Annotated in this window: 18 protein-coding genes; 3 read left to right on the plus strand and 15 right to left on the minus strand. The window is 68.9% G+C overall.

Features of this window, described 5'->3' with window-relative positions; genetic code table 11:
- Window positions 1–16: 16 nt before the first annotated feature.
- Together Q7J39_RS20100 and Q7J39_RS20105 are read right to left on the minus strand one after the other, a co-directional pair.
- Window positions 17–499 carry a group 1 truncated hemoglobin gene (locus tag Q7J39_RS20100; protein ID WP_304829695.1) on the minus strand — a complete coding sequence of 161 codons (483 nt, stop codon included), beginning with the start codon at window positions 497–499 and terminating at the stop codon, window positions 17–19.
- On the minus strand, window positions 499–1,377 hold the full coding sequence (locus Q7J39_RS20105; protein ID WP_304829697.1) for a DUF3034 family protein: 879 nt from the start codon (window positions 1,375–1,377) through the stop codon (window positions 499–501). Before Q7J39_RS20105 ends, Q7J39_RS20100 begins: the two co-directional genes overlap by 1 nt.
- Before the next feature lie 150 nt (window positions 1,378–1,527).
- Here Q7J39_RS20105 and Q7J39_RS20110 point away from each other — a divergent pair, with 150 nt between their 5' ends.
- The gene (locus Q7J39_RS20110; RefSeq protein WP_304829699.1) at window positions 1,528–2,163 is read left to right on the plus strand and encodes a methylamine utilization protein; all 636 of its coding nucleotides are present in this window, start codon (window positions 1,528–1,530) and stop codon (window positions 2,161–2,163) included.
- A gap of 8 nt (window positions 2,164–2,171) precedes the next feature.
- On the opposite strand, the gene Q7J39_RS20115 is transcribed toward Q7J39_RS20110, so the two are convergent.
- Both Q7J39_RS20115 and Q7J39_RS20120 read right to left on the minus strand, forming a co-directional pair.
- A complete protein-coding gene (locus tag Q7J39_RS20115) occupies window positions 2,172–4,523 on the minus strand; it encodes a bifunctional diguanylate cyclase/phosphodiesterase (protein WP_304829702.1) in 2,352 nt (783 codons plus the stop codon).
- A 1-nt stretch (window position 4,524) separates the two neighbouring features.
- Window positions 4,525–4,677 (minus strand): hypothetical protein, encoded by a 153-nt coding sequence (locus Q7J39_RS20120; protein ID WP_304829705.1) that lies wholly within the window; start codon window positions 4,675–4,677, stop codon window positions 4,525–4,527.
- Between the two features lie 208 nt (window positions 4,678–4,885).
- On the opposite strand from Q7J39_RS20120, the gene Q7J39_RS20125 reads away from it, so the two are divergent.
- Together Q7J39_RS20125 and Q7J39_RS20130 are read left to right on the plus strand one after the other, a co-directional pair.
- The gene (locus Q7J39_RS20125; RefSeq protein WP_215342880.1) at window positions 4,886–5,803 is read left to right on the plus strand and encodes a MoxR family ATPase; all 918 of its coding nucleotides are present in this window, start codon (window positions 4,886–4,888) and stop codon (window positions 5,801–5,803) included.
- Window positions 5,804–5,825: 22 nt separating this feature from the next.
- On the plus strand, window positions 5,826–7,175 hold the full coding sequence (locus Q7J39_RS20130; protein ID WP_304829710.1) for a VWA domain-containing protein: 1,350 nt from the start codon (window positions 5,826–5,828) through the stop codon (window positions 7,173–7,175).
- A gap of 13 nt (window positions 7,176–7,188) precedes the next feature.
- On the opposite strand, the gene Q7J39_RS20135 is transcribed toward Q7J39_RS20130, so the two are convergent.
- From Q7J39_RS20135 to Q7J39_RS20185, 11 genes are all read right to left on the minus strand, one after another.
- A complete protein-coding gene (locus Q7J39_RS20135) occupies window positions 7,189–7,569 on the minus strand; it encodes a hypothetical protein (RefSeq protein ID WP_304829713.1) in 381 nt (126 codons plus the stop codon).
- A 10-nt stretch (window positions 7,570–7,579) separates the two neighbouring features.
- Window positions 7,580–8,116 carry a hypothetical protein gene (locus Q7J39_RS20140; RefSeq protein ID WP_304829716.1) on the minus strand — a complete coding sequence of 179 codons (537 nt, stop codon included), beginning with the start codon at window positions 8,114–8,116 and terminating at the stop codon, window positions 7,580–7,582.
- Between the two features lie 70 nt (window positions 8,117–8,186).
- Window positions 8,187–11,540, minus strand: a complete 3,354-nt coding sequence (locus tag Q7J39_RS20145; protein ID WP_304829719.1) for a carboxyl transferase domain-containing protein — start codon at window positions 11,538–11,540, stop codon at window positions 8,187–8,189.
- Between the two features lie 44 nt (window positions 11,541–11,584).
- Complete coding sequence (locus tag Q7J39_RS20150; protein WP_304829722.1) at window positions 11,585–12,832, minus strand: TetR/AcrR family transcriptional regulator; 1,248 nt, start codon at window positions 12,830–12,832, stop codon at window positions 11,585–11,587.
- A gap of 96 nt (window positions 12,833–12,928) precedes the next feature.
- Window positions 12,929–15,121 carry a xanthine dehydrogenase family protein molybdopterin-binding subunit gene (locus Q7J39_RS20155; RefSeq protein WP_304829725.1) on the minus strand — a complete coding sequence of 731 codons (2,193 nt, stop codon included), beginning with the start codon at window positions 15,119–15,121 and terminating at the stop codon, window positions 12,929–12,931.
- Window position 15,122: 1 nt separating this feature from the next.
- The gene (locus Q7J39_RS20160; RefSeq protein ID WP_304829728.1) at window positions 15,123–15,590 is read right to left on the minus strand and encodes a (2Fe-2S)-binding protein; all 468 of its coding nucleotides are present in this window, start codon (window positions 15,588–15,590) and stop codon (window positions 15,123–15,125) included.
- A gap of 55 nt (window positions 15,591–15,645) precedes the next feature.
- Entirely contained in the window at window positions 15,646–16,962 is a 1,317-nt protein-coding gene (locus Q7J39_RS20165) for a CitMHS family transporter (RefSeq protein WP_304829731.1), read from the minus strand.
- Between the two features lie 77 nt (window positions 16,963–17,039).
- Window positions 17,040–17,735: a TPM domain-containing protein gene (locus Q7J39_RS20170; RefSeq protein ID WP_304829734.1), complete on the minus strand. Its 696-nt coding sequence runs from the start codon at window positions 17,733–17,735 to the stop codon at window positions 17,040–17,042.
- Window positions 17,735–18,526, minus strand: a complete 792-nt coding sequence (locus Q7J39_RS20175; RefSeq protein ID WP_304829737.1) for a YgcG family protein — start codon at window positions 18,524–18,526, stop codon at window positions 17,735–17,737. Before Q7J39_RS20175 ends, Q7J39_RS20170 begins: the two co-directional genes overlap by 1 nt.
- Window positions 18,523–19,200 (minus strand): LemA family protein, encoded by a 678-nt coding sequence (locus Q7J39_RS20180; RefSeq protein WP_304829740.1) that lies wholly within the window; start codon window positions 19,198–19,200, stop codon window positions 18,523–18,525. Before Q7J39_RS20180 ends, Q7J39_RS20175 begins: the two co-directional genes overlap by 4 nt.
- A 102-nt stretch (window positions 19,201–19,302) precedes the next feature.
- Window positions 19,303–20,961, minus strand: coding sequence for a M28 family metallopeptidase (locus Q7J39_RS20185; RefSeq protein WP_304829744.1), 1,659 nt, complete (start codon window positions 20,959–20,961; stop codon window positions 19,303–19,305).
- Window positions 20,962–20,990: the final 29 nt, after the last annotated feature.

The raw sequence follows: 20,990 nt of genomic DNA on the forward strand, positions 1-20,990 counted from the left end.
GTCTGGAGACGCGGCTCTAGCGGGTGACGACGTCGCGCTTCATCGGGGCCAGCTTGGCCAGCAGCTGGTTCTGGTACCGGTAGGCGACGCCTTCCTTGTCCATGGCCAGCTGCAGGTGTTCGACCAGGATGTTGAACTCAGCGGTGTTGATCCCCTGGTCCTTGTGGGTCGTCTTCATGTCGCGGCCGGTATAGGCCACCGGCGCCCCTAGCAGGTAGACCACCTGTTCCTTCAGAGTCCGGCGCAGGCGCTCCATGTCGGTGGCGTGGAAGATCTCCCGCAACTTCGGATCTGCGACACTGCGGTCGAGGGTGTCGTCAACGATGCGGGCCACGCCGTCTCGGCCATGGAAAGCCGCCAGCATCTGATCGCCGGTGAACGGGATCGCCCCGGCGTTGGCGCTGGACTGGGTATAGGGATCGACCGGCTTTTCCTCGGCGACGGCCGGAGCGGCCACAGCCAGGGCTGTGGCGAAGATCAGGGTGCGGAGGTTCGACATCAGAAGCCTGCCTGGATCGAGAGGTAGAGACCGCGCTGGTCCTTGAAGGTGGCGATGGTCCCGAGGTCCGCATAGGCTGCGGTGACCGAGAGGTTCTTGTTGAAGGCGTAGGCGGCGAACACATCGACCCAGTCGTCCTCCTTCAGCCCCACCAGATTGTCGGGCTTGGAGCGGTATTCCGCGCCGATCAGCAGACGCTTGGAGACCAGGTAGCCGGCCGAACCCTCGAACTGGATCTGGTAGTCATCGTTCTTGCCGCCGCCGAAACCCAGCAGGCCGGTCTGGTTGGCCTTGGTGGCGCGCAGGGCGCCGCTCATCACCAGGCTCTGGTTCAGCAGCACCTTGGTGGCCGCCACATAGTAGTCGACGCCCGAGTCATCCTTGCCGCCGAGGGCCTTGATGAGGGTGTCCCTGTCATTCTTCTTCCACTGGACGCCCACGGCGACCTGAGGGACCCAGCTGTCCTGGGCGTAGACGGCGTCCCCCAGGACGCGGACCTTCGCGCCCACGACATCCTGGTTGAAGGTGAAGCCCTGGCCCAGGCCCAGCTTGGCGCCCGTCTCGCCGGTGTCGAAGGCCTGGCGAGTGTAGGAGACCTCGACCCGGTCGTGGAAGCCCACCGACACGCCGCCGGCGCGGAACTGGTAGTCTGGCAGCTCCACCAAGGTGGCGTGGGCGTTGGCGCCCCACTCGTCACGGGTTCCGTAGCCGGTAATCGTCGCCCAACTGGCCAGGCCGCCGCCGCCCGCGCCCTCGACGCTGGTGACGCCGCCGGTCAGCAGCAGCTTGCCGCTGGTTTCCATGTCGCTGGCCTCGGCGAGGCTTCCCGCCATCGCCAGGCCCAGGGCGAGCGAAATCACGCCCGATTTGCTTGTCATGATTTCCGCTCCCCTCGCGCCCGGACATCCGCCGGGACCCGCCGAACCTGTTACGGAAGGCATGCCTCACAGCCCTTTAAGGAAGGTTCACCGGCGGCGAACCGGCGCGACGTTAACCTCGCGGCGACCGGCGCGGGGCGATGGTGGGCCATGCGCGCACTCATCCTGGCGGCCCTGGCGGCCCTGACGCTCTCCCCCCAGGCCCTGGCCGGAGACCTCTCCGTGGTGGTCCGCAATGTGCACGGACAACCGGTGAAAGACGCCGTGGTCACCCTGAGGCCAGCCTCCGGAGCGGCGGCCGCCGCGCCCATCAAGTTCACCTGGCCCTATTCGGTGGCCCAGCAGAACATCAGCTTCAATCCCTTCGTGCTGATCGTGCCGGTGGGCAGCAACGTGACCTTCCCCAACAAGGACAATGTCCGCCACCACGTCTATTCGTTCTCGCCTGCCAAGAAGTTCGAACTGAAACTGTACGGCCGCGACGAGAGCCGCAGCGTGGTGTTCGACAAGGCCGGCGTCGTGGCCCTGGGCTGCAACATCCACGACCAGATGATCGCCTACGTGGTGGTGGTGGACACCCCCTACGCGGCCAAGACCGGCGCCGACGGGATCGCCCTGATCCGCAACGCGCCCGGCGGCAGCGCCGCCATGACCGTCTGGCAGCCCTATATGAAGACCGCCAGGAACCAGGTCGCAAAGACCATCGCCGTCCCCGCCGCCGGCGGCCGCCAGGAGGTCAGCGTCGACCTGCGTCCCGCGCCGGGCGCGATGAACATGATCCACTAGACGGGCGTTCAGCCGAACCTGCGCTTCCGCTCTTCATCGTCGCGCATGAACACCAACAGCTCATGGAGCGGCTGGGGCTTGGCGATCAGGTAGCCCTGGATGGCGTCGCAGCCCATGGCCGCCAGCATCTGGAAGGCGTCGGGCTTCTCCACCCCCTCAGCGGTGACCTTCAGCCCCAGGCTATGGGCCAGGTCGATGGTGGAGCGCACGATCAGGGCGTCCCGCTGGCTCTCGGTGACATCCATGATCAGCGAGCGGTCGATCTTCAGTTCGTGCCCGCGGATCTGCTTCAGATAGGCCAGGGACGAGAGGCCGGTGCCGAAGTCGTCGATGGAGATCAGGACGCCTGCGGCGCGGAACCTGTCGAGCACCTGCAGGGCGACTTCGGGGTTCTCGATCACCGCCGTCTCGGTGATCTCGAAGCACAGCTTGCCCACCGCCTGGGGCGCCATGCGGTCCACCAGATCGGCGAAGTCGAGGTCCCCCAGCAGACGGCCCGAGATATTCACCGACATCTCGACGACATGGCCATGCTGAGCCAGCTTGGCCTGGTCCTCGATGGCCTGGCGCAGGACCCAGTCGGTGAGGGTGCGGATATGGCCGGTCTCCTCGGCCATGGGAATGAACAGGTCCGGTCGCAGCAGGCCCCGGGTCGGATGTCGCCAGCGGACCAGGCCCTCGACCGCGTTCACGGTCCGCGCGCGCAGGTCGAACTTCGGCTGGTGAAAAAGCTCGATATGGCCCGAGCGGATGGCCCAGAGCATGCCGCTCATCAGGGCCAGGTTCGAGGACGGGTCGCCATAGGCCTCGGCGTCGAAGAAGGCGATCTTGCACCGCGCGGCGCGGGCCTGATCGAAGCCGATATTGGCCCGCTCGATGGTCGCGCCGGGTGCGTCAGTGGCCAGGACGGGGGCCAGGCCGACCGTCAGGGCCACGTCGATGGCGTCGCCGCCGATATGCAGGGGCTGCTCAAGATCTCCCAGCAGGTGCAGCATCAGGGCCTCGGCCGCCGCCTCGCTGCCGGCCTCGAAGGCGAGCGCCAGGACATCGGTGGAGAGCCTGGCCACCAGACCGCGCGGCTGCAGGCCGGCCAGCCGCTCGCCGACCTCGCGGATCACCTGGGCGGCGGGCGCATAGCCGATCGCGCCGCGCACATGGGCGAAGCGGTCGACACCCAGGACGGCGACGAACAGCCCCTCGTCCCCGGGCGCGCGCAGGATATCCAGTCCCTTCTCCAGGGCCAGGCGGTTGGGCAGTCCCGTCTCGGGGTCATGGTGCGCCAGGTGAGTGATCCGCCGCTCGCGCTCGCGGATCTCGGTGGCCATGATGTTGAAGCTCTCGGCCAGGCGGCCGATCTCGTCCTGGCTCTCCACCGGCACGTGAGCGTCCTCGCCCCGTTGCAGCCGCCGCGCGCCCTCGTCCAGGGCCGAGATCGGGCGGGTGACGCTCTTGGCCAGGGTCCAGCTGCCATAGATCACCAGCAGCAGGCCCAGCAGGCCGGACCCGGCGATGATCGCCAGCAGCGGGCGGTACGGACCAAAGGCCCGAGACACCGGATAGCTCAGCACCAGATCGGCGGTCTCGCCCGCCGTCAGCACCGGCAGGGGTTTGACGAGCGCGATGGCCTTGCCGGCCGAGGTGTTCAGGGTGCGCGGCGCGGTGATCCTGGCGGCCACGGCCTTCTCGATGAAGGCCGCCAAGCTGGCCATGTCGGCCTGGCTTATCGTCTCGCTGGAGACCCAACCGTCCTTGGTCCGGTGCGCGACGCTGGCGTCCAGCGGGATGGCGGCCAGCCGCTCCAGGGCCGACATCTCGGTCTGATCCAGGCGGGCGGCGAACACCACCCAGCCGATCAGGTCGGGCGACATCACCGGGGCGGCGATCATCTGGTAGGGCATGCCGTCGAGCACGAAGATACCCGAGGGCGCCTCGGACTCGTACATCGCCGCCACCAGATCATCGGCCCGCAGGGTCAGCCGGCTGCTGTCGGCGGCCGTCACCTGGCCGTCCACGCCCACGATGAAGGCCAGGTCGATCCGCAGTCGGGCGCGCAGGTTCTCCATGGCCGAAACGATGGTGGCCTGGTCCCGTGTCGCCACCGCCTCGCGGAAGCCGAAATCGCGGCTCAGCAGGGCCGCGCCCTGGCGCAGCTGCTCCGAACGCAGCGACCAGACGCGGTCGAATACCGTGCCCGAGGCGGTAAGCTCACCGCGCACCTGTCGCTGGGCCGCGCTGGAGATGGCCGAGAACACCGCCACCGAGATCAGGATCAGGGTCACCCCAAACAGCGCCGCGTAGAGCAGGGTCAGCTTGGTGCGCAGGAACTTGAACATCGCCAGACGGCGCAGCACGAACTCCACGTCAGTCGCCCCCGGGCTTCACGGCCGCCGCGACCATGACGACGGCCGCCGCCACCGGCTTGCCGGACGGAGGCTTGAGGCTGACCGCCGGGTCGCCGGCCTGGGCCGGGCCAGCCACCAGCAGCCCGAGGAGGAGGGCCGGGAGTAGGCGCATGGCGTTCTCCTTACCCAGAGTGGTGTGAAGCTCGGGTAAAGCGGCGCCCGACTCGCCCGCGACGACGCGAAGACTTGCGCAAGGGGCGCGCGGCTTGGCACACTGGCGTCATTGACGTTCTCTCCGGCGTGCTTTGCGCCAATTTTTGAAAGCTACGACTTTGACCCTTTCAGCTACGGCGGCATATTCGGCCGCTGCCAGCAGCCCCATGGCTTCGGTGGACGCCCTCATCGAAGGGCTGGCCGGCGTCGGCTACATCGCGTCCCGTCGCATCGCCACGGCCCTCTACATGGCCGTGCATCTGCAGAAGCCCATCCTGGTGGAAGGCTCGGCCGGGGTCGGCAAGACCGAACTGGCGCTGTCCACCGCCGCCCTGCTCGGCCTGCCGCTGATCCGCATGCAGTGCTACGAGGGCCTGGACGAGTCCAAGGCCCTCTACGAGTGGAAGTACGGCAAGCAGCTCCTCTACACCCAGATTCTCAAGGACCGCATGGGCGCCCAGCTGGCCGAGGCCGGCGGCACCATGGACGAGGCCATGGACCGCCTGCACGGCATCGGCGACCTGTTCTTCTCCGAACAATTCCTGGAGCCGCGCCCGCTGATGAAGGCGCTGCGGGAGGATGACGGCTGCGTCCTGCTGATCGACGAGATCGACAAGTCCGACGAGGCCTTCGAGGCCTTCCTGCTGGAGGTGCTCTCGGCCTATCAGGTCTCGATCCCCGAGCTTGGCGTGCTGAAGGCCAAGACCCCGCCGATCGTGTTCCTGACCTCCAACAACGTCCGCGACCTGGGTGACGCCCTGAAGCGCCGCTGCCTGCACCTGCACATCCCCCTGCCCGACGCCGCCCTGGAGCGGAAGATCGTCGCCAGCCGCGTGCCCGGCATTGAGGCCAAGTTGACCCACGAGCTGGTGAGCTTCGTGCAGTCCCTGCGCACGCTCGACCTGCGCAAGTCGCCCTCGATCTCCGAGACCGTGGACTGGGCCCGAGCGCTCATCCTGCTCAACGCCGAGAGCCTGGACGGCGAGGTCGTGCGTGACAGTCTCAACGTGCTGCTCAAGTTCGAGCAGGACATCGCCTCCGTGGAGCCGCAGATCGTCGAGCTGATCCGCCGGCCCCTGGCCTGAGGGTCCCGCCATGCAAGGCGCGATGGAAGACTTCCTCCGGGCCCTACGGGCCGCGGACGTCAAGGTCTCGCCCGTCGAGGCGATCGACGCGCACCTGACGGTGGCCACGGTGGGCTTCGCCGACCGCGAGCTGTTCAAGGACGCGCTGTGCGCGACCCTGGCCAAGACCGCCGACGAGGTCACTCGTTTCGACGAGACCTTCGAGACCTTCTTCGACCGCGAGACCTTCCAGCTCGAACCGCCGCCGCCCGCCGGTAAGGACGGCGAGCCGGAGGGCACGCCTCCGGAGGTCGCGAATTCCGAACTGGCCCAGATGCTGCTCAACGGCGACGTCTCGGCCCTGGCCCAGGCGATGGAGGCCGCGGCCGAACGGGCCCAGGTCTCGTCCATCCGCCTCTCCACCCAGCGCAGCCGCCTGACCCGGCGGATGCTGGAGGAGATGGGGCTGTCGGAGATCGAGCAGATCATCGCCGCGGCCAAGAAGCTGGAGGACGCCCGCAGTCAGGCCCTGGTGGCGCGGCTGGAGTCCGGCAAGAAAGCGCTGACCGAGGAAGCCCAGCGCTTCGTCGATCGCCAGCACGAACTCTATGCCTCGGAGAGCGGAAAGAACCTCCGCGAGGAGCTCCTGGCCCGCAAGGCGCTGAACGCCGAGGGCGGCATCGACCCGGCCGACCTGGTGATGATGCAGGCCCTGGTGAAGAAGATGGCCAAGCGGCTGGCCGATCGCTATTCGCGCCGCCGCAACAAGGCCCAGCTCGGCCACCTGGACGTCCGCCGCACCCTGCGCAAGTCCATGGCCTATGGCGGCATGCCCTTCGAGATCGTCTGGAAGACCAAGAAGGTCGAGAAGCCGAACATCGTGGCCATCTGCGACGTCTCGAAGTCCGTCGCCGCCGCCGCCCAGTTCCTGCTGACCTTCCTTTATAGCTTGAACGAGGTTGTCGACAGGATGGAGGCCTTCGCCTTCTCCGGCCGGATGATCAGCGTCAACGACGTGATGGACGAGAACAAGGTCGAGACCGCCATCCTGGAGGTTCTGAAGAAGATCGGCTTCCAGCAAACCGACTACGGCAAGAGCCTGGAAGACTTTTGCGACCTGCACCTGGACCAGATCGACCGCCACACCACGGTGATCTTCCTGGGGGATGCGCGGTCAAACTATGCAGACCCTCGAGTCGACCTGTTCGCGACGATCCAGAAGCGCTGCCGCGCCATGATCTGGCTGAACCCCGAACCCGAGAGCTATTGGGGCCAGGGCGACAGTGTGATGCAGCGCTATCAGCCCTTCTGCCACGTGGCCAAGCCTTGCAACACCCTGGGCCAGCTGGAGCGAATCATCGAGGACGTGCTGCGGACCTACATCCCGAACTAGGCCTCGTGACGTGTCAGTGGCCGTTGAGGCCGACGGTCCCGGCCGGATAGTCGCGGCCCGTGCGGATCATGCCGTCGTTGTAGTAGACCGGCCGACCGGGTGCGGAGTAGCGGCTGACGGCGGCCTGGGCTCGCCGATACTTCTTGCCTAGGGGGCGGCGGTAGGCTGGCTGTTGACGATAGGCGTCCTGCGGGTAGCCGTCCTGCTGGGCGTAGCGGTCATCCAGCGGCGTGGCGCCCGGTTGCCGGTACCCGTCGTCCCGCGGCGCGCGGTCGGTCGGATAGGGCTGGCCGCCCCGATCCGAGGGGTCGATGGCGCGGCTGTAGGACTGGGCTGACGCCGTCGTGGCGCAGGCCAGGGCCAGCAGGGTCGCGGGGATCAGCAGGGTTCGCATGACGGACATCTCAGCGCCGATGGGGCGGCGGGATGGGGATGATGCAGGCCTGGCGGGCATGGTTGGGAACCCGGCCCCGCGGACAGGGCGCACAGCCGCCGGGTGAGCGGCTGTCGTGGATGAGGTTGCGCGCGCGCGTGGTGCAGTCGCCGTTCGGCTCTCCCACCGCGATAGGCGTCGGCGGCGGCGCGGCGGCGATCGCCGGGGAGGCCGCGGCAGGCTTGGCATAGGTGGAAGGCTTGGCGGCTGGCGTCGCGGTCGCCTTGACCGGCGCCGCCGGGGCGCCGCTGACGATGGGCGTACGGACACCGTTGACGGTCTGGTAGACGGTGGGCGTTTCGGCGGCCTTCTGGGCGCTGGCCGGAGGGCCTGCCGCCAAGGCCACGCACTTGCCGGCGGCGTCCTTGGCCTGGCCCGGCGGGCACCAGGGCACGGCGGCCGCCGGACCTGGCGCGACCCCCGGGGCGGGCTTGGTGGATTGGGCCGTGGCGACGGGCCCCGTCAGCAGCAGGGCCACGCCCAGAAGCGCTGAGATCGATCGAAACATCCGCCAGCCCTCCTGTTAACCAAGCCGCACAGTCCTTCGCGCGGCCCCTGCGGTCAAGCTGGCGCCCGCCTCACCAGGAATCGATCCAGCGCAGCTTCTTTTCCGTGCGGGCCGGAACCGGCGGCAGGGACTTCAGCCCCGCCAGCACCCAGCGGCGGGTGTCGGCGGGATCGATGACGTCGTCCAGGTCGGTTCCCGCGCCGCGGGCCAGGGCCTTGCCGGCGGCATAGGCCCGCGCCACCCGCTCGTCGAAGCTCCTCTTGCGTTCCACCGGATCGGCGATGGCCGCCAGCTCGTTGCGGTAGCCCAGCTTCACCGAGCCCTCCAGCCCCATGCCGCCGAACTCGCCGGTCGGCCAGGCGACGCAGAACATGGCCGCCTGATAGCTCCCCCCGGTCATGGCGATGGCGCCCAGACCATAGCTCTTGCGCAGGATCACCGAGAAGATCGGCACGGTGAGGTTCGCCCCGATCACGAACAGCCGCGAGCAGTGGCGGATCAGGCCGGTCTTCTCCGCCTCCGGCCCCACCATGTTGCCCGGCGTGTCCGACAGCGACAGCAGCGGGATGTCGAAGGCCTCGCACAGCTGCATGAAGCGGGCGGCCTTGTCCGAGGCGTCGGCGTCGATGGCCCCGCCGATATGGTGCGGGTTATTGGCGAACACCCCGACCGGGCGGCCCTCGATGCGGATGAAGGCGGTGATCATGGCCAGGCCGAACTTCGGTCGCAGCTCCAGCACCGAGTCCTCGTCGGCGATCAGCTCGATCACCTTGCGCACGTCATAGACCCGCAGCCGGTTCTCCGGGATCGACCGGCGCAGCAGCCGCTGGTCGGCGCAGGTCCAGTCGGCGACAGGTCCCTGGAAGTAGGAGATGTACTGCTTGGCCAATCGTACGGCGTCGGCCTCGTCGTCCGCCAGCACATCGATGGTGCCGTTGGCCTGCATGACCTTCAGCGGCCCGATCTCCTCGGGGCGGAAGACGCCGAGCCCGCCGCCCTCCACCATGGCCGGACCGCCCATGCCCAGGGCCGAATCCTTGGTGGCGATGATCACGTCGCAGCAGCCGAGGATGGCGGCGTTGCCGGCGAAGCAGCGGCCGGAATTTATCCCCACCAGGGGCACAGCCCCCGACAGCCGTCCCCAGAACTCGAAGCCCCGGGTGAAGCCGCCGCCCTCGGTGTCGCCGGGCCGTCCGCCGCCGCCCTCGGTGAAGAACACCGTGGGGACCCGCCAGCGCAGGGCGATCTCGCTCATCCGGTCGAGCTTCTCGTGATTGTGCGCCCCCTGGGTGCCGGCCAGCACGGTGTAGTCATAGGCCATGACCGCGACCCGGGCCTTGTCCTCGGCGAAGCGATCGCCGTTCACCTGGCCCAGGCCCATGACCATGCCGTCGGCCGGCGTGGTGGCGATCAGCTCATCCAGGGTATTGCGGCGGCGGCGCGCGGCGAGGGTCAGAGCCCCGTATTCGGTGAAGGTGCCGGGATCGCAGAGGTCCTCGACGTTCTCCCGCGTGGTCCGTTGTTTCGTCTTGCGGCGACGGGCGACAGCCTCGGGTCGCGCCGCGTCCAGGGTCAGGCGATGACGCTCCAGCACCTCGGCCAGGTCGGGGCGGATGAAGTCCAGGTCGATGATCTCCTCGGCCTCGCCCGCGTCGCCCTCCACCTCGCCCGCCTCGATGAAGGCCAGGGGGTGGTCCTCGAAGACCGTGTCGCCCGCCTCCACTGTGATCTCGCGCACCACGCCGGAGACGGCGGCGGAGACCACGTGCTCCATCTTCATGGCTTCCATGATGAACAGCGCCTGGCCCTCACGGACTGTATCGCCGACGGCGACGGAGAGCGCGATCACCGTGCCCTGCAGCGGCGCGCGCAGGGGCCGGGTCCCCTCCGGTCCCTCGGCCTCGGCGTCGGCCTCCTCGACGCGGGCGCGCTCTTCCCTGCCGAGCGCCAGGACCGCCAGCGGATCGCCGGCGTCGATCTGCACGCCGGCCCGCTTGGCGACACCCCCTGATGCGGCGGCTTCGAAGTAGAGTTTTGGAGCGTCGGCCGTGGCGGCCAGTTCGCCCATGGTCTCCTCGATGAACCGGGTATGGACCTCGCCGGCCACCACCGCCGGATGGGCCAGCAGGCTCTGCAGGAAGCCGATGTTGGTGGGCGCGCCGGCGATCTTGAACTCCGACAAGGCGCGGTGCGCCTTGGCCACGGCCACCGGTAGGCCGCCGGAGCCTGCGTGGACGATCAGCTTGGCCAGCAGGGAGTCGTAGCGGGCGCTGGTCCGGTAGCCGGCATAGCCAAAGCCGTCGACCCGAACCCCTGGTCCCGACGGTGGTTCAAAGGCCGAGAGCACACCCCCCGCCGGACGCGCCGAACCATCGGCGCTCATGGTCTCCAGATTGACCCGAGCCTGCACCGCCACCCCGCGCGGCGCCGGGACCTCCGTCTGGGTGAGATTCAGGTCCGCCAGGGAGCGGCCGCGCGCCACTTCGATCTGCAGGCGCACCAGATCCAGGCCCAGAACCTCCTCGGTCACCGTATGCTCCACCTGCAGGCGTGGATTGGCCTCGATGAACACCAGGCGCGGATCGGCGCCGGTCTCCACCAGGAACTCCACCGTCCCCAGGCTGCGATAGTGGGCGGCGCGGCCCAGGGCCACAGCGGCCTCGAACAGCTGCTCGCGGATCGCCATGGGCAGGGTCGAGGCGGGCGCCATCTCCACCACCTTCTGGCGCTGCCTCTGCAGGCTGCATTCGCGGTCCCACAGGTGGGAGACGCTGACGCCGTCGCCGAGGATCTGCACCTCGATATGCCGGGCCCTCGCCAGGAACTGCTCGACATAGAGCGCGCCGTCACCGAAGGCCGCCAGGGCCTCCGAGGCGCAGCGTTCGAAGGCCTGTTCCAGCTCTTCCACCGACCGGGCGGGGCGCATGCCGCGCCCGCCGCCGCCGCAGACCGCCTTGACCATCACCGCCCCGCCGGCCCCCAGGCCCGCCAGGAAGGCCTTGGCCTGTTCCAGCGTGGTCGCGCCCTCGGTTCCCGGCAGGATCGGCACGTCGCAGCGCGCGGCCAGCGCCCGGGCCTGCCCCTTGTCGCCGAACAGGTCGAGGGTCTCAGGGCTCGGCCCCACGAAGATCACCCCGGCCTGGCCGCAGGCCCGCGCGAAGGCGGCGTTCTCGCTGAGGAAGCCGTAACCCGGATGGATAGCGTCGGCGCCGCAGGCCTCGGCCACCGCCAGGATCTGCGCGCCGTCGAGATAGGCCGCCGGGCCCGAGCCCTTCAGCCCCACCGCCGCGTCCGCCTTGCGGGTATGGAGGGAGGCGGCGTCATCCTCCGCGAAGACCGCCACGGTGGCGATGCCCATCTCGGCGGCGGTACGGGCGATCCGCACGGCGATCTCGCCGCGGTTGGCGATCAGAAGCTTCTTCACGTCCCCTACCCTCTCGCGGCCTGTAGCCGTCTCGTCGTTGTGGATTAGCGCACCGGCGGCGAAAGCAGCCCTTCGAACAGTGGCCGCACATAGAGGTTCACCGCCTGGGCCGGCGTCACCGCCGCCGCCCAGTGCCGCAGTTCGGCCGCGGCATTGATCGCCGCGGTGATCACCTGGGCGCCGATATTGGTGTCGATGGGCCGCAGCGATCCGTCGGCGATCCCGTCGCTGATCAGCGAGGCGAAGCGGTCGGAGATGCGGTCGAACTTGGCCACCAGCTTGGGCTGGAGGGCTTCCGGGGCAGAGGTCAGGGCCGAGGTGCGCAGCAGGGGCGCATTGCCCGACATCTGGTATTCCACCAGCGCCGCGGCCACGGTGGCCAGGGTCTGCAACCCGTCGGTGGTGACCAACTCGGCCTGGCGGATGGCCCGGCGCATCACCTCTATGGTGCGCTCGAAACAGGCTTCGACCAGCTCATCCTTGGTCTCGTTGTGGTGGTAGAAGGCGCCCTTGGTGACGTTCAGCCGCGCCGAGATCTTCTCCACCGAGGCGCCGAGATAGCCCTCCTCGTTGATCAGCTCGGTGGCCGCCCGCAGGAAGAGCTCGCTGGATATCTCCCCGCCCTCAGGCGGTTCCGGGATCAGGTTCGGCAAGGGCCTGGGGTTCCAGGCGGCGCCGGTCGCAGCCAGGCCGTCGGCGGTGATGGACAGCAGGCGCTGGGTGACCCGGCCATAGTCCTCGGGATCGTGCCGGTGCAGCCAGACCGGCGCCCAGAAGATCTCCGACAGCAGCATGTGGGTCCGGGCGTTCAGCTCCAGCCGGGTGAGCGCCGCGGTCTCCCGCCCGTCCAGAAGGCCCCGCGCGCGCCGGAACATGTCCACATAGGCGGCGTTGACGGCTGCGGAGTTCAGGGCGCGCACGTCGTTGAAGGTGGTGAGGGGTTCGACCTCCGCCAGGGCCATGCGGCGGCGATAGTCGAGATAGGCGTCGAAGAACCGGGTCAGGCGCTCGCGGGCGCCGGCGCCGGTCTCGCCGGCCGCCAGGAACTGGCTGAACCCCTCGACCCCCTTGAGGAAGCAGGCCGCGGCCAGGTCTTCCTTGTTCTTGAAATAGTAGATCACCCCGGTCGGCACGAGATTCAGACTCGCCGCCACCTCGCCGAGCGTCATTCCGCGCACGCCCTTGCGGTTCAGGACCTCGACGGCCGAGGCGACGATGGCGGTCTTGCGCTGTTCAAACCGGCGCGTCGGACCACGGGTCGCTTTCGCCTGCAGCTCAAGGGTTTCCGTCATGTCTCCACCCGCTTCGCGCGGGCTGACGCCGCGTCTTCTGGTCCTACCCTAGCGCGACCCGCGGCCCCGGCGAAAGCCGCCAGGACCGCAAGGGGGTCAAACGCTCTTCAACGCCTCGGTATTGATCGGCAGGCTGCGGATACGCTTGCCGGTCGCCGCGAAAATGGCGTTGCACAAGGCCGGCGGGGCCGGCGGCAGGGCGGGTTCGCCGAGGCCCGTGGGCGGATTGTCAGTGATCAGGAAATGCACCTCCACCGGCGGCGCGTCGGCCATCCGCAGCAGCGGATAGTCGCCGAAGTTGCTCTGCACCGCCGCGCCGTTCTCGATGGTGATCACCTGGCCCAGCGCCGCCGACAGGCCGTCGAGCACCGAGCCCTGCACCTGGTTGATCCCGCCGGCCGGATTGACGATCTGGCGGCCCACATCGGCGGCCACCCAGACCTTGTCGACCTTCACCGCGCCATCGGCGGCGACAGTGGCCTGCACCACCTCGGCGAAGTAGCCCATGTGGCTAAAGTGGAAGGCGATCCCCATGCCGGTCCCCTTGGGCAGCTTGGTCTTGCCCCAGCCGGCCTTCTCGGCGGCCAGCTTGACCACACCGCTCATGCGGTCGGCGGCGTAGCCGTTCTGGCCGGGCGTCCCCATCATCCCGCCGCCGCCCAGCAGCTTCAGGCGGAAGGTGACCGGATCGGCGCCCGCCGCATGGGCCAGCTCGTCGATGAACGACTGGATGACGAAGGACAGCGCGTTGCTGCCCGGCGCCCGCAGCGGACCGGTCGGCACGCCCGTCGGGATCAGCGACAGGTCGTAGCGGTAGTTGGGCACGAAGCGTGACGGGAACTCGGTCTGCGACATGCCGGCGCTGGAGGCGAACTTGCCGTCGTTCCCCAGGCTGACGAAGTGGTCATGCCAGGCCGTGACCGTCCCGCTCGCATCGACGCCGCCTGAGAGGAAGTGATAGCCGGCCGGCCGGTAGTAATCGTACCGGAGGTCGTCCTCGCGGGTCCAAAGCATCTTCACCGGGGCCTTGGCCTCGCGGGCGATCCAGGCGGCCTGGACCATGTAGTCATTGGCGAGCCGGCGCCCGAAGCCGCCGCCGCAGCGGGTCATGTGCAGGGTGATGTCGGCGGGCGCGATGCCCAGGGTCTTGGCCACCAGCTGGCGGCCGGCCTCCGGGTTCTGGGTCGGCGCCCAGATCTCCAGCTTGCCGTCCTTGAAGGCGGCCGTGCAGTTCATCGGCTCCAGGGCGGCGTGGGCGATGAAGGGGTAGCTGTAGGCGGCCTCCACCGTCTTGGCCGCGCCCTTCAGGGCCGCCGCGACGTCCCCGTCATGGCGTTCAGTGCGCAGCGGCGCGGCCTTGGACAGCGCCAGGGCCTGGGCGTCGTAGCCGGCGCTGGATTGCTTGGAGGTGGGATGCTCGGCCCACTGGGTATTGAGCTTCTCGCGCCCCTTGCGGGCCTGCCACCAGCTGTCGGCCACCACGGCCACGCCGGGGACCAGGCCGGAGAGATCGGTCCCGCCCTCCACCACGAAGGCCTGCCGTACGCCCTTCACCGCCTTGGCGGCGGCCAGGTCGGCGCTGGCCACCTTGGCGCCGAACACCGGCGCCTTGTCGAAGGTGGCGTAGAGCATGCCCGGGACCACCACATCGATCCCGAACAGCGGCTTGCCGCTCACCAGAGCGGCGCTGTCCACCTGCGGCATGAACTTGCCGAGGATCTTGTAGTCCTTGGGGTCCTTCAGCGGCACGGACTTCAGGTCCGGGGCCGGCAGGGTCGCGGCCTTGGCGGCCAGCGAACCGTAGGTCGCCTTGCGGCCCGAGGCCTTGTGATGGACGACGCCCGAGGCCGTCGTACATTCGGCGGCCGGTACGTTCCAGGTCTGGGCGGCGGCGGCCACCACCATGGCCCGGCCCGCGGCGCCCACCCGGCGCAGCTCATCCCAGTGCAGCGGCGTGGCCATGCTGCCGCCGGCGAACTGGCGGCCATAGGTGGCCGGGTCGCCGTCGGCCTGCTTGGTGGTGACCTGGGCCCAGTCGACGTCGAACTCCTCGGCGATGATCATCGGCAGGGAAGTCTTGATCCCCTGGCCGATCTCCGGGTTCTTGGAGACGATGGTGACCTTGTTGTCGGGGGTCAGGCTGACATAGGCGTTGAGCTTGGCGTCAGCGGCCGGCGCCGCTGCGCCCGCCTTGCCGGCCAGGTTGAAGGACAGGACCAGACCGCCGGCCAGGGCGCCGGTCTTGAGCAGGTCGCGGCGCGAGGCGCCTTCGGCGAAACCGTCGGCCATCTTACGCCTCCACCTTCTGGCCAGAGGCCTGTTTGATCGCCGCGCGGATGCGGACATAGGTGGCGCAGCGGCAGATATTCCCGCTCATCGCGGCGTCGATATCGGCGTCGGCGGGCTTGGGCGTGGCGTTCAGCAGCGCGGTGGCCGACATGATCTGACCCGGCTGGCAGTAGCCGCACTGGGCGACGTCCAGTTCGGTCCAGGCCGCCTGCACCTTCTTGCCGATGGCGGTGGCGCCGATGCCCTCGATGGTGACCACCTTGGCCGCGCCGACCGCCTCGATGGGCAGGGCGCAGGAGCGCACTGGCTGGCCGTCGATATGGACCGTGCAGGCGCCGCACTGGCCGACGCCGCAGCCGAATTTCGGCCCCAGGATCCCCAGTCCGTCGCGCAGCGCCCAGAGCAGGGGCGTGCCCTCCTCGACGTCCACGCTCTGGCTCTTGCCGTTGACGTTGATCTTGAAGGCCATGGCGGCGCCGCTCCCAAATATCTTGTTGCACTGAGCCTAACCGCGACGCCGCCCCTTAGCCAGTCAGGGGAACGATCCCGGTGAGGATTCCCGCGATCAGCAGCACCAGGGACAGGGCCACGGCCCAGGCCAGGGTGAACCTCTGGTGCTGGGCCAGCTCCACGCGGACCAGTCCCACCAGCAGGTAGGTGGACGGCACCAGGGGCGAGAGCAGGTGGACAGCCTGGCCCGTCAACGAGGCCCGCGCGATCTCCACCGGCGTGATCCCATAGGGACCCGCCGCCTCCGACAGGATCGGCAGGATGCCGAAATAGAAGGCGTCGTTGGAGATGAAGAAGGTGAAGGGCATGGCCAGCAGGGCCGTGATCGGCGCCAGGTAGGGACCCAGGACCGGCGGGATCAGGCCGGTGACGCTGCCGGCCATGGCCTGCGTCATCCCCGTGCCATTGAGGATGCCGGTGAAGATGCCGGCCGCGAAGATCAGGGCGATCACCGGCAGGATGTTGGGCGCATGGGCCGCGATCCGCGCCTTCTGAGCGGCCAGCGACGGGTAGTTCAAAACCAGCGCCAGGGCCGTGGCGATCATGAACAGCACCGGCAGCGGCAGGACCCCCACCACCAGGGCGGTCAGCAGGCCGAGCGTCAGGGCGAGGTTCAGCAGGATCAGCCTGGGCCGTTCGGTGCGGTCATTGTCGTCCACCAGGTCACGGACCAGCGCTTCCTCGTCCGGCGCCCGCAGTTCGCCGGTGGAGGAGAGCAGGCCCAGGCGCTTGCGCTCGGCCCGCCCCAGAATCCAGGCTGTCAGCAGGATGAAGCCCATCCCCGCCAGCATGCTTGGGATCATCGGGACGAAGATGTCGGCGGCGTCGAGCTGCAGGGCGCTGGCCGCCCGCGCCGTCGGCCCGCCCCAGGGGGTGATGTTGGTCACCCCGCAGGCCAGCATCAGCAGGCAGGCCAGGATCAGCGGGTTGAGCCCGATCCGCCGGTAGAGCGGCAGCATGGCCGCGCAGCAGATCAGGTAGGTGGTCGACCCGTCCCCATCCATCGACACCACCAGGGCCAGCACCGCCGAGCCGAGCACGATCTTCACCGGATCGCCGCCGACCACGCGGACGATCAGGGCCACCAGGGGATCGAACAGACCCGCATCAGTCATCAGGCCGAAGAACAGGATGGCGAAGGCCAGCATCACCCCGGTGGGGGCGAGCGCCTTGACCCCGTCGAGCATCATGAGCCCGAGGTCGGCGCCGTGCCCGGCCAGCAGCCCGAAGGCCACCGGCGTCAGGATCAGGGCCACCAGGGCCGAGACGCGACCCGTCATGATCAGAGTCATGAAGGTCGCCACCATGGCGAAGGCTAGCAGGGTCAGCATGACGCCAACCTCGCCGAGAATCTGCGGAGGTGGAAGGCTTCCATTTCCTTCTCCCCTTGCGGGAGAAGGAAACCGAATTAAGGCAACACCACCACGCTGTCGGGCAGCTCATTGGGATTGTCGGACCCATTGGCGGGGAAGTGCTGCGCGAGGATGTCGGCGCAGAGCGCGATCGCCGCCTCGAAGCCCTCGGCCGGTTTCTTCCCCTTGATGCCGGAGATCAGCGCGGCCATGGCCTCGTCCCACACCTTGGGATCGACCTTGGAGGCCACGCCCTCGTCGGCGATCAGCTCGGCCATGCGCTCCTTGGCGGAGACATAGATCAGCACGCCGGTGCGCTCGCGGGTGGCCGCCAGGTTCTTGGCCAGGAACTGCTCCTGGGCCCGCCTGCGGACCTGCTCGCGTTTCAAGCCCTTGGGCGTCAGCAGCCGGCGCAGGGGACGGATCACCCCCACCAGCACCGCCACCACCACGAAAAGCACCCCCTGCATCATCAGGGCGCCTGTCAGGGCCCCGCGCACCGACTGCTCGGCCACGGTCCCGATCTGGGCGGCCGTCCACTCCCCGGTGAGGATCTCGGGCGCGCTCACATGGATTCCGCCCGCCAGCAGCAGGGCCGGCGCGGCCAGGGCCGCGATCGCCGCCCACGCCACCGGCACCTCGCCGTAGTCGGAGGATTCCCGGGCCACCACGGTGTAGATCTCGCCCCGGGTGCGCAATTCGCCCCGGGCGACCGCGGCCTCGACCCGCGACCGGTCGGCCTCTGAAAGCATCACCATCCTCCTGAAGACCCACCGCCGCCGAACGATCCGCCGCCACCGCTGAAGCCGCCGCCACCGCCGCCCCAGCTTCCGCCGCCGCCACGGCCGTTGCCGGAGAGCAGCAGGGGCAGAATCCACCACAGGCCGCCCCCGCGACGTCCGCGGCGCCCGCGTCCGCCGCGCAGGATGCTGCTGAGCACCCAGAAGATGATCACCACGATGAAGATGATCACGCCGGGCAGGCTGGACTCCGACTCCACCTCCGGCTCGGGCGTCGCCGCGGCGATGGCCTTGGCCTGGTCGTCGGGCAGGGAGAGCTGGCCGATCACGGCCTGGGCGCCAGCGACCACGCCCTCCTCCATCTTGCCCGACCGGAAGGCGGGCAGAATCTTGGTCTGGATGATCACACTGGAGAGCGCGTCGGTCAGGATGCCCTCGAGGCCATAGCCGACCTCGATGCGCACCTTCTTGTCGATGGGCGCCACCAGCAGCAGGACCCCGTCATTGCGGGTCTTGTCGCCGATGCCCCAGGCGCGGCCGAGCTGGTAGCCGTAGTCCTCGATCTCATAGCCGCCGAGGTCGGGCAGGGTCGCCACCACCATCTGCCGGCCGGTCTTGGTCTCGAGATCGGCGAGCTCGGCGGTGAGCGTCTGCTCGGCTTGCGGCGACAGCAGGCCGGCATTGTCCACCACGCGCCCGGTGAGCGGCGGGAACTTCGGGGCGGCCATCGCCGCCCCGCCGATCAGCATGAGGCCGAGGACCGCGAGGGCGAGAGCGCCCCACGGTCCCTTGCGCGGGGTCATTGGGCAGGCGCGGCCGGCAGGTTGGAAGCCGCCGGCGCCGCCGTCGGCGAGAAGCTGACACTGGGCGCGGCCTGGGCCGCGGCGTTGGCCTGGAACATCACCATCGGCTTGGAGCCGCTATGGACGGTGGAGGCCCAGAAGCTGTTGGGGAACTTGCGGAACTCCAGATTGTAGTCACGGACCGCCTCGTTGTAGTCGCGGCGCGACACTGTGATCCGGTTCTCGGTGCCTTCAAGCTGGCTCTGCAGGGCCAGGAAGTTCTGGTTGGACTTCAGGTCCGGGTAGTTTTCCTGAATCATCATCAGCCGGCCGAGCACGCCCGACAGCTTGTCCTGGGCGGCGGCGTACTGGGCGAACTGCGCCGGGTCGGTCAGGGTCGAGGCGTCGACCTTCACCTGGGTCGCCGAGGCGCGGGCCTCGGTGACGGCGGTCAGGACGCTCTTCTCCTGGGCGGCGTAACCCTTCACGGTCTCCACCAGGTTGGGAATCAGGTCGGCGCGGCGCTGGTACTGATTCTGGACCTCGGCCCACTGGGCCTTGGCGCGCTCTTCCTTGGTGGGGATGTTGTTGATCCCGCAGCCGGCGATCAGGACAGGCGCGAGCACCAGCAGAGCGGCGCGCGCGAGGCGATTGCGAAGCGTGGACAAGGTATGTGGCTCCCTAAGAGCAGGCATCAGGATCAGGCCCTGACTAACGGCCTATGTGGCCCCGTCGTTGAGATGGCGCAACGACGCGGCGGATTAAGCTTTGGAAAGCTCCGCCACACAAGTTGGTTGCTACTTCCGCGCCGCCGCCGTGCGTTCGCGGATCGCCTTGAACTCCGAGCCGGCCTTCCAGTCGGGCCAGTCCTTGGCGTCCGAGGCGATGGCCTTGCCCATCACGTAGAGCAGCTCCACGTCCTGGGCCGCGCCGCGCAGGTCCCAGTCGGGGCTCCAGGCGTCGCAGGGCTGATGGTAGCAGTTGGCGGTATAGTCGCTGACCCACTTGTCGCCCGCGGCCCGGCCGCCCTTCACAAGATCAGCCCCGCCGCCCAGCCCCATCAGCAGCATCACCGGCACCCCCTGCTTTGCCAGACTGAAATGGTCGGCGCGGAAGAACAGGCCGCGCTCGGGCCTGGCGTCCGGCGTCACGGTCCGATCCTGGTCCTTGGCCGCGGCGATAAGCCGGTCGTCGAGCTGGCTCTGGCCGTAGCCCACCAGCACCACGTCCCGGGCGGGGCCTGCCGTCTGCAGCACGTCCATCGTCAGGTTGGCCGCCATCTTGTCCAATGGGGTGTGCGGATGGGCGGCATAGTATTCCGAGCCCAGCAGGCCGCGCTCCTCCGCCGTCCAGGCGGCGAACAGAGTGGTGCGGGCCAGGCGCGGGCTAGCGGCGAGCGCCCGGGCGATCTCCAGCACGCCGGCCACCCCGATGGCGTCGTCGGCCGCGCCGTGGCGCACCTTGTCGCCGTTCACCGGCTCGCCCAGGCCGAAGGCGTCCCAGTGCGCGGAGAACATCACGCTCTCCTGGGGCTTGCTCGCGCCCGTCAGCTTGGCCAGCACGTTGCGGCTGACCACCTGGCTGTGGGTGACCCGGTAGTCGGCAGAGAAGGTCGCGCCGGTCAGCGCCACGGGCTTGAAGTCCGCCGAGCGGGCGCTGGTCTTGAGGGACTCGAAATCCAGGCCGGCCTTCTTGAACAGATCCACCGCGGTGTCGCGCGCCAGCCAGCCCTGCAACAAAAGCTTGTCCTTGGCCGGATCGGCCCGGACGATGTCGAAACTCTCGCCGTTGGAGGCCGCCACCGTCGACCAGCCGTAGCCGGCGCCCGGGGTCTCGTGGACGATCAGGGCGGCGATGGCGCCCTGGCGCACCGCCTCCTCGTACTTGTAGGTCCAGCGGGCGTAATAGGCCGCCGCCTGGCCGCCGAACTTGCCGGCCACCGGCTCGCCGGCCAGGGCCTCGAAGTCCGGGTCGTTGATCAGGAAGACCGCGACCTTGCCCTTGAGGTCGTAGCCCTTGAAGTCGTCCCAGCCACGCTCAGGCGCCTTGACCCCATAGCCGACGAAGACCAGCGGAGCGTTTGCGATGTCCACGTGATCCACTGGGCGCAGGGTGGCGACATTGATCTGCCGGGCCTGTTCGAGGGGAACGGTCTTGCCGCCGACCGCGATGCTGAGCTTGGCGCCCGGCTGGACCTGCAACTTCTGGAGCTGCACCTCCTGGGTCCAGCCGCCCTTGTCGCCCGCCGGCTCCAGCTTCAGCGCCTGGAACTGGCCGATGAGGTAGTCGACCGTCTTCTGCTCCCCCGGCGATCCCGGCGAGCGGCCCTCGAATTCGTCGGACGCCATCACCTTGACGATGGCCGACAGCCGGGCCGGATCGATAGGCCCCGAGCCCTGGGCCTGGGCGGTCCCCGCCATCAGGACGGCGGCGAGGGTGAGGGCGACGGTCTTCATGGGCGACACTCCAGACAGAGGCCGACCCT

Origin of the sequence: Phenylobacterium sp., from assembly GCF_030651185.1 — a bacterium.
Lineage (GTDB): Bacteria > Pseudomonadota > Alphaproteobacteria > Caulobacterales > Caulobacteraceae > Phenylobacterium.

What these genes read in the sequence shown, in the direction of transcription:
- Q7J39_RS20120 (WP_304829705.1), bottom strand. Translation starts at nt 4,677, where the DNA reads ATGCGCCTACTCCCGGCCCTCCTCCTCGGGCTGCTGGTGGCTGGCCCG.
- Q7J39_RS20150 (WP_304829722.1), bottom strand. Translation starts at nt 12,832, where the DNA reads ATGACGGAAACCCTTGAGCTGCAGGCGAAAGCGACCCGTGGTCCGACG.
- Q7J39_RS20105 (WP_304829697.1), bottom strand. Translation starts at nt 1,377, where the DNA reads ATGACAAGCAAATCGGGCGTGATTTCGCTCGCCCTGGGCCTGGCGATG.
- Q7J39_RS20160 (WP_304829728.1), bottom strand. Translation starts at nt 15,590, where the DNA reads ATGGCCTTCAAGATCAACGTCAACGGCAAGAGCCAGAGCGTGGACGTC.
- Q7J39_RS20170 (WP_304829734.1), bottom strand. Translation starts at nt 17,735, where the DNA reads ATGCTTTCAGAGGCCGACCGGTCGCGGGTCGAGGCCGCGGTCGCCCGG.
- Q7J39_RS20175 (WP_304829737.1), bottom strand. Translation starts at nt 18,526, where the DNA reads ATGACCCCGCGCAAGGGACCGTGGGGCGCTCTCGCCCTCGCGGTCCTC.
- Q7J39_RS20155 (WP_304829725.1), bottom strand. Translation starts at nt 15,121, where the DNA reads ATGGCCGACGGTTTCGCCGAAGGCGCCTCGCGCCGCGACCTGCTCAAG.
- Q7J39_RS20135 (WP_304829713.1), bottom strand. Translation starts at nt 7,569, where the DNA reads ATGCGAACCCTGCTGATCCCCGCGACCCTGCTGGCCCTGGCCTGCGCC.
- Q7J39_RS20110 (WP_304829699.1), top strand. Translation starts at nt 1,528, where the DNA reads ATGCGCGCACTCATCCTGGCGGCCCTGGCGGCCCTGACGCTCTCCCCC.
- Q7J39_RS20130 (WP_304829710.1), top strand. Translation starts at nt 5,826, where the DNA reads ATGGAAGACTTCCTCCGGGCCCTACGGGCCGCGGACGTCAAGGTCTCG.
- Q7J39_RS20140 (WP_304829716.1), bottom strand. Translation starts at nt 8,116, where the DNA reads ATGTTTCGATCGATCTCAGCGCTTCTGGGCGTGGCCCTGCTGCTGACG.
- Q7J39_RS20185 (WP_304829744.1), bottom strand. Translation starts at nt 20,961, where the DNA reads ATGAAGACCGTCGCCCTCACCCTCGCCGCCGTCCTGATGGCGGGGACC.
- Q7J39_RS20165 (WP_304829731.1), bottom strand. Translation starts at nt 16,962, where the DNA reads ATGCTGACCCTGCTAGCCTTCGCCATGGTGGCGACCTTCATGACTCTG.
- Q7J39_RS20180 (WP_304829740.1), bottom strand. Translation starts at nt 19,200, where the DNA reads ATGCCTGCTCTTAGGGAGCCACATACCTTGTCCACGCTTCGCAATCGC.
- Q7J39_RS20100 (WP_304829695.1), bottom strand. Translation starts at nt 499, where the DNA reads ATGTCGAACCTCCGCACCCTGATCTTCGCCACAGCCCTGGCTGTGGCC.
- Q7J39_RS20125 (WP_215342880.1), top strand. Translation starts at nt 4,886, where the DNA reads ATGGCTTCGGTGGACGCCCTCATCGAAGGGCTGGCCGGCGTCGGCTAC.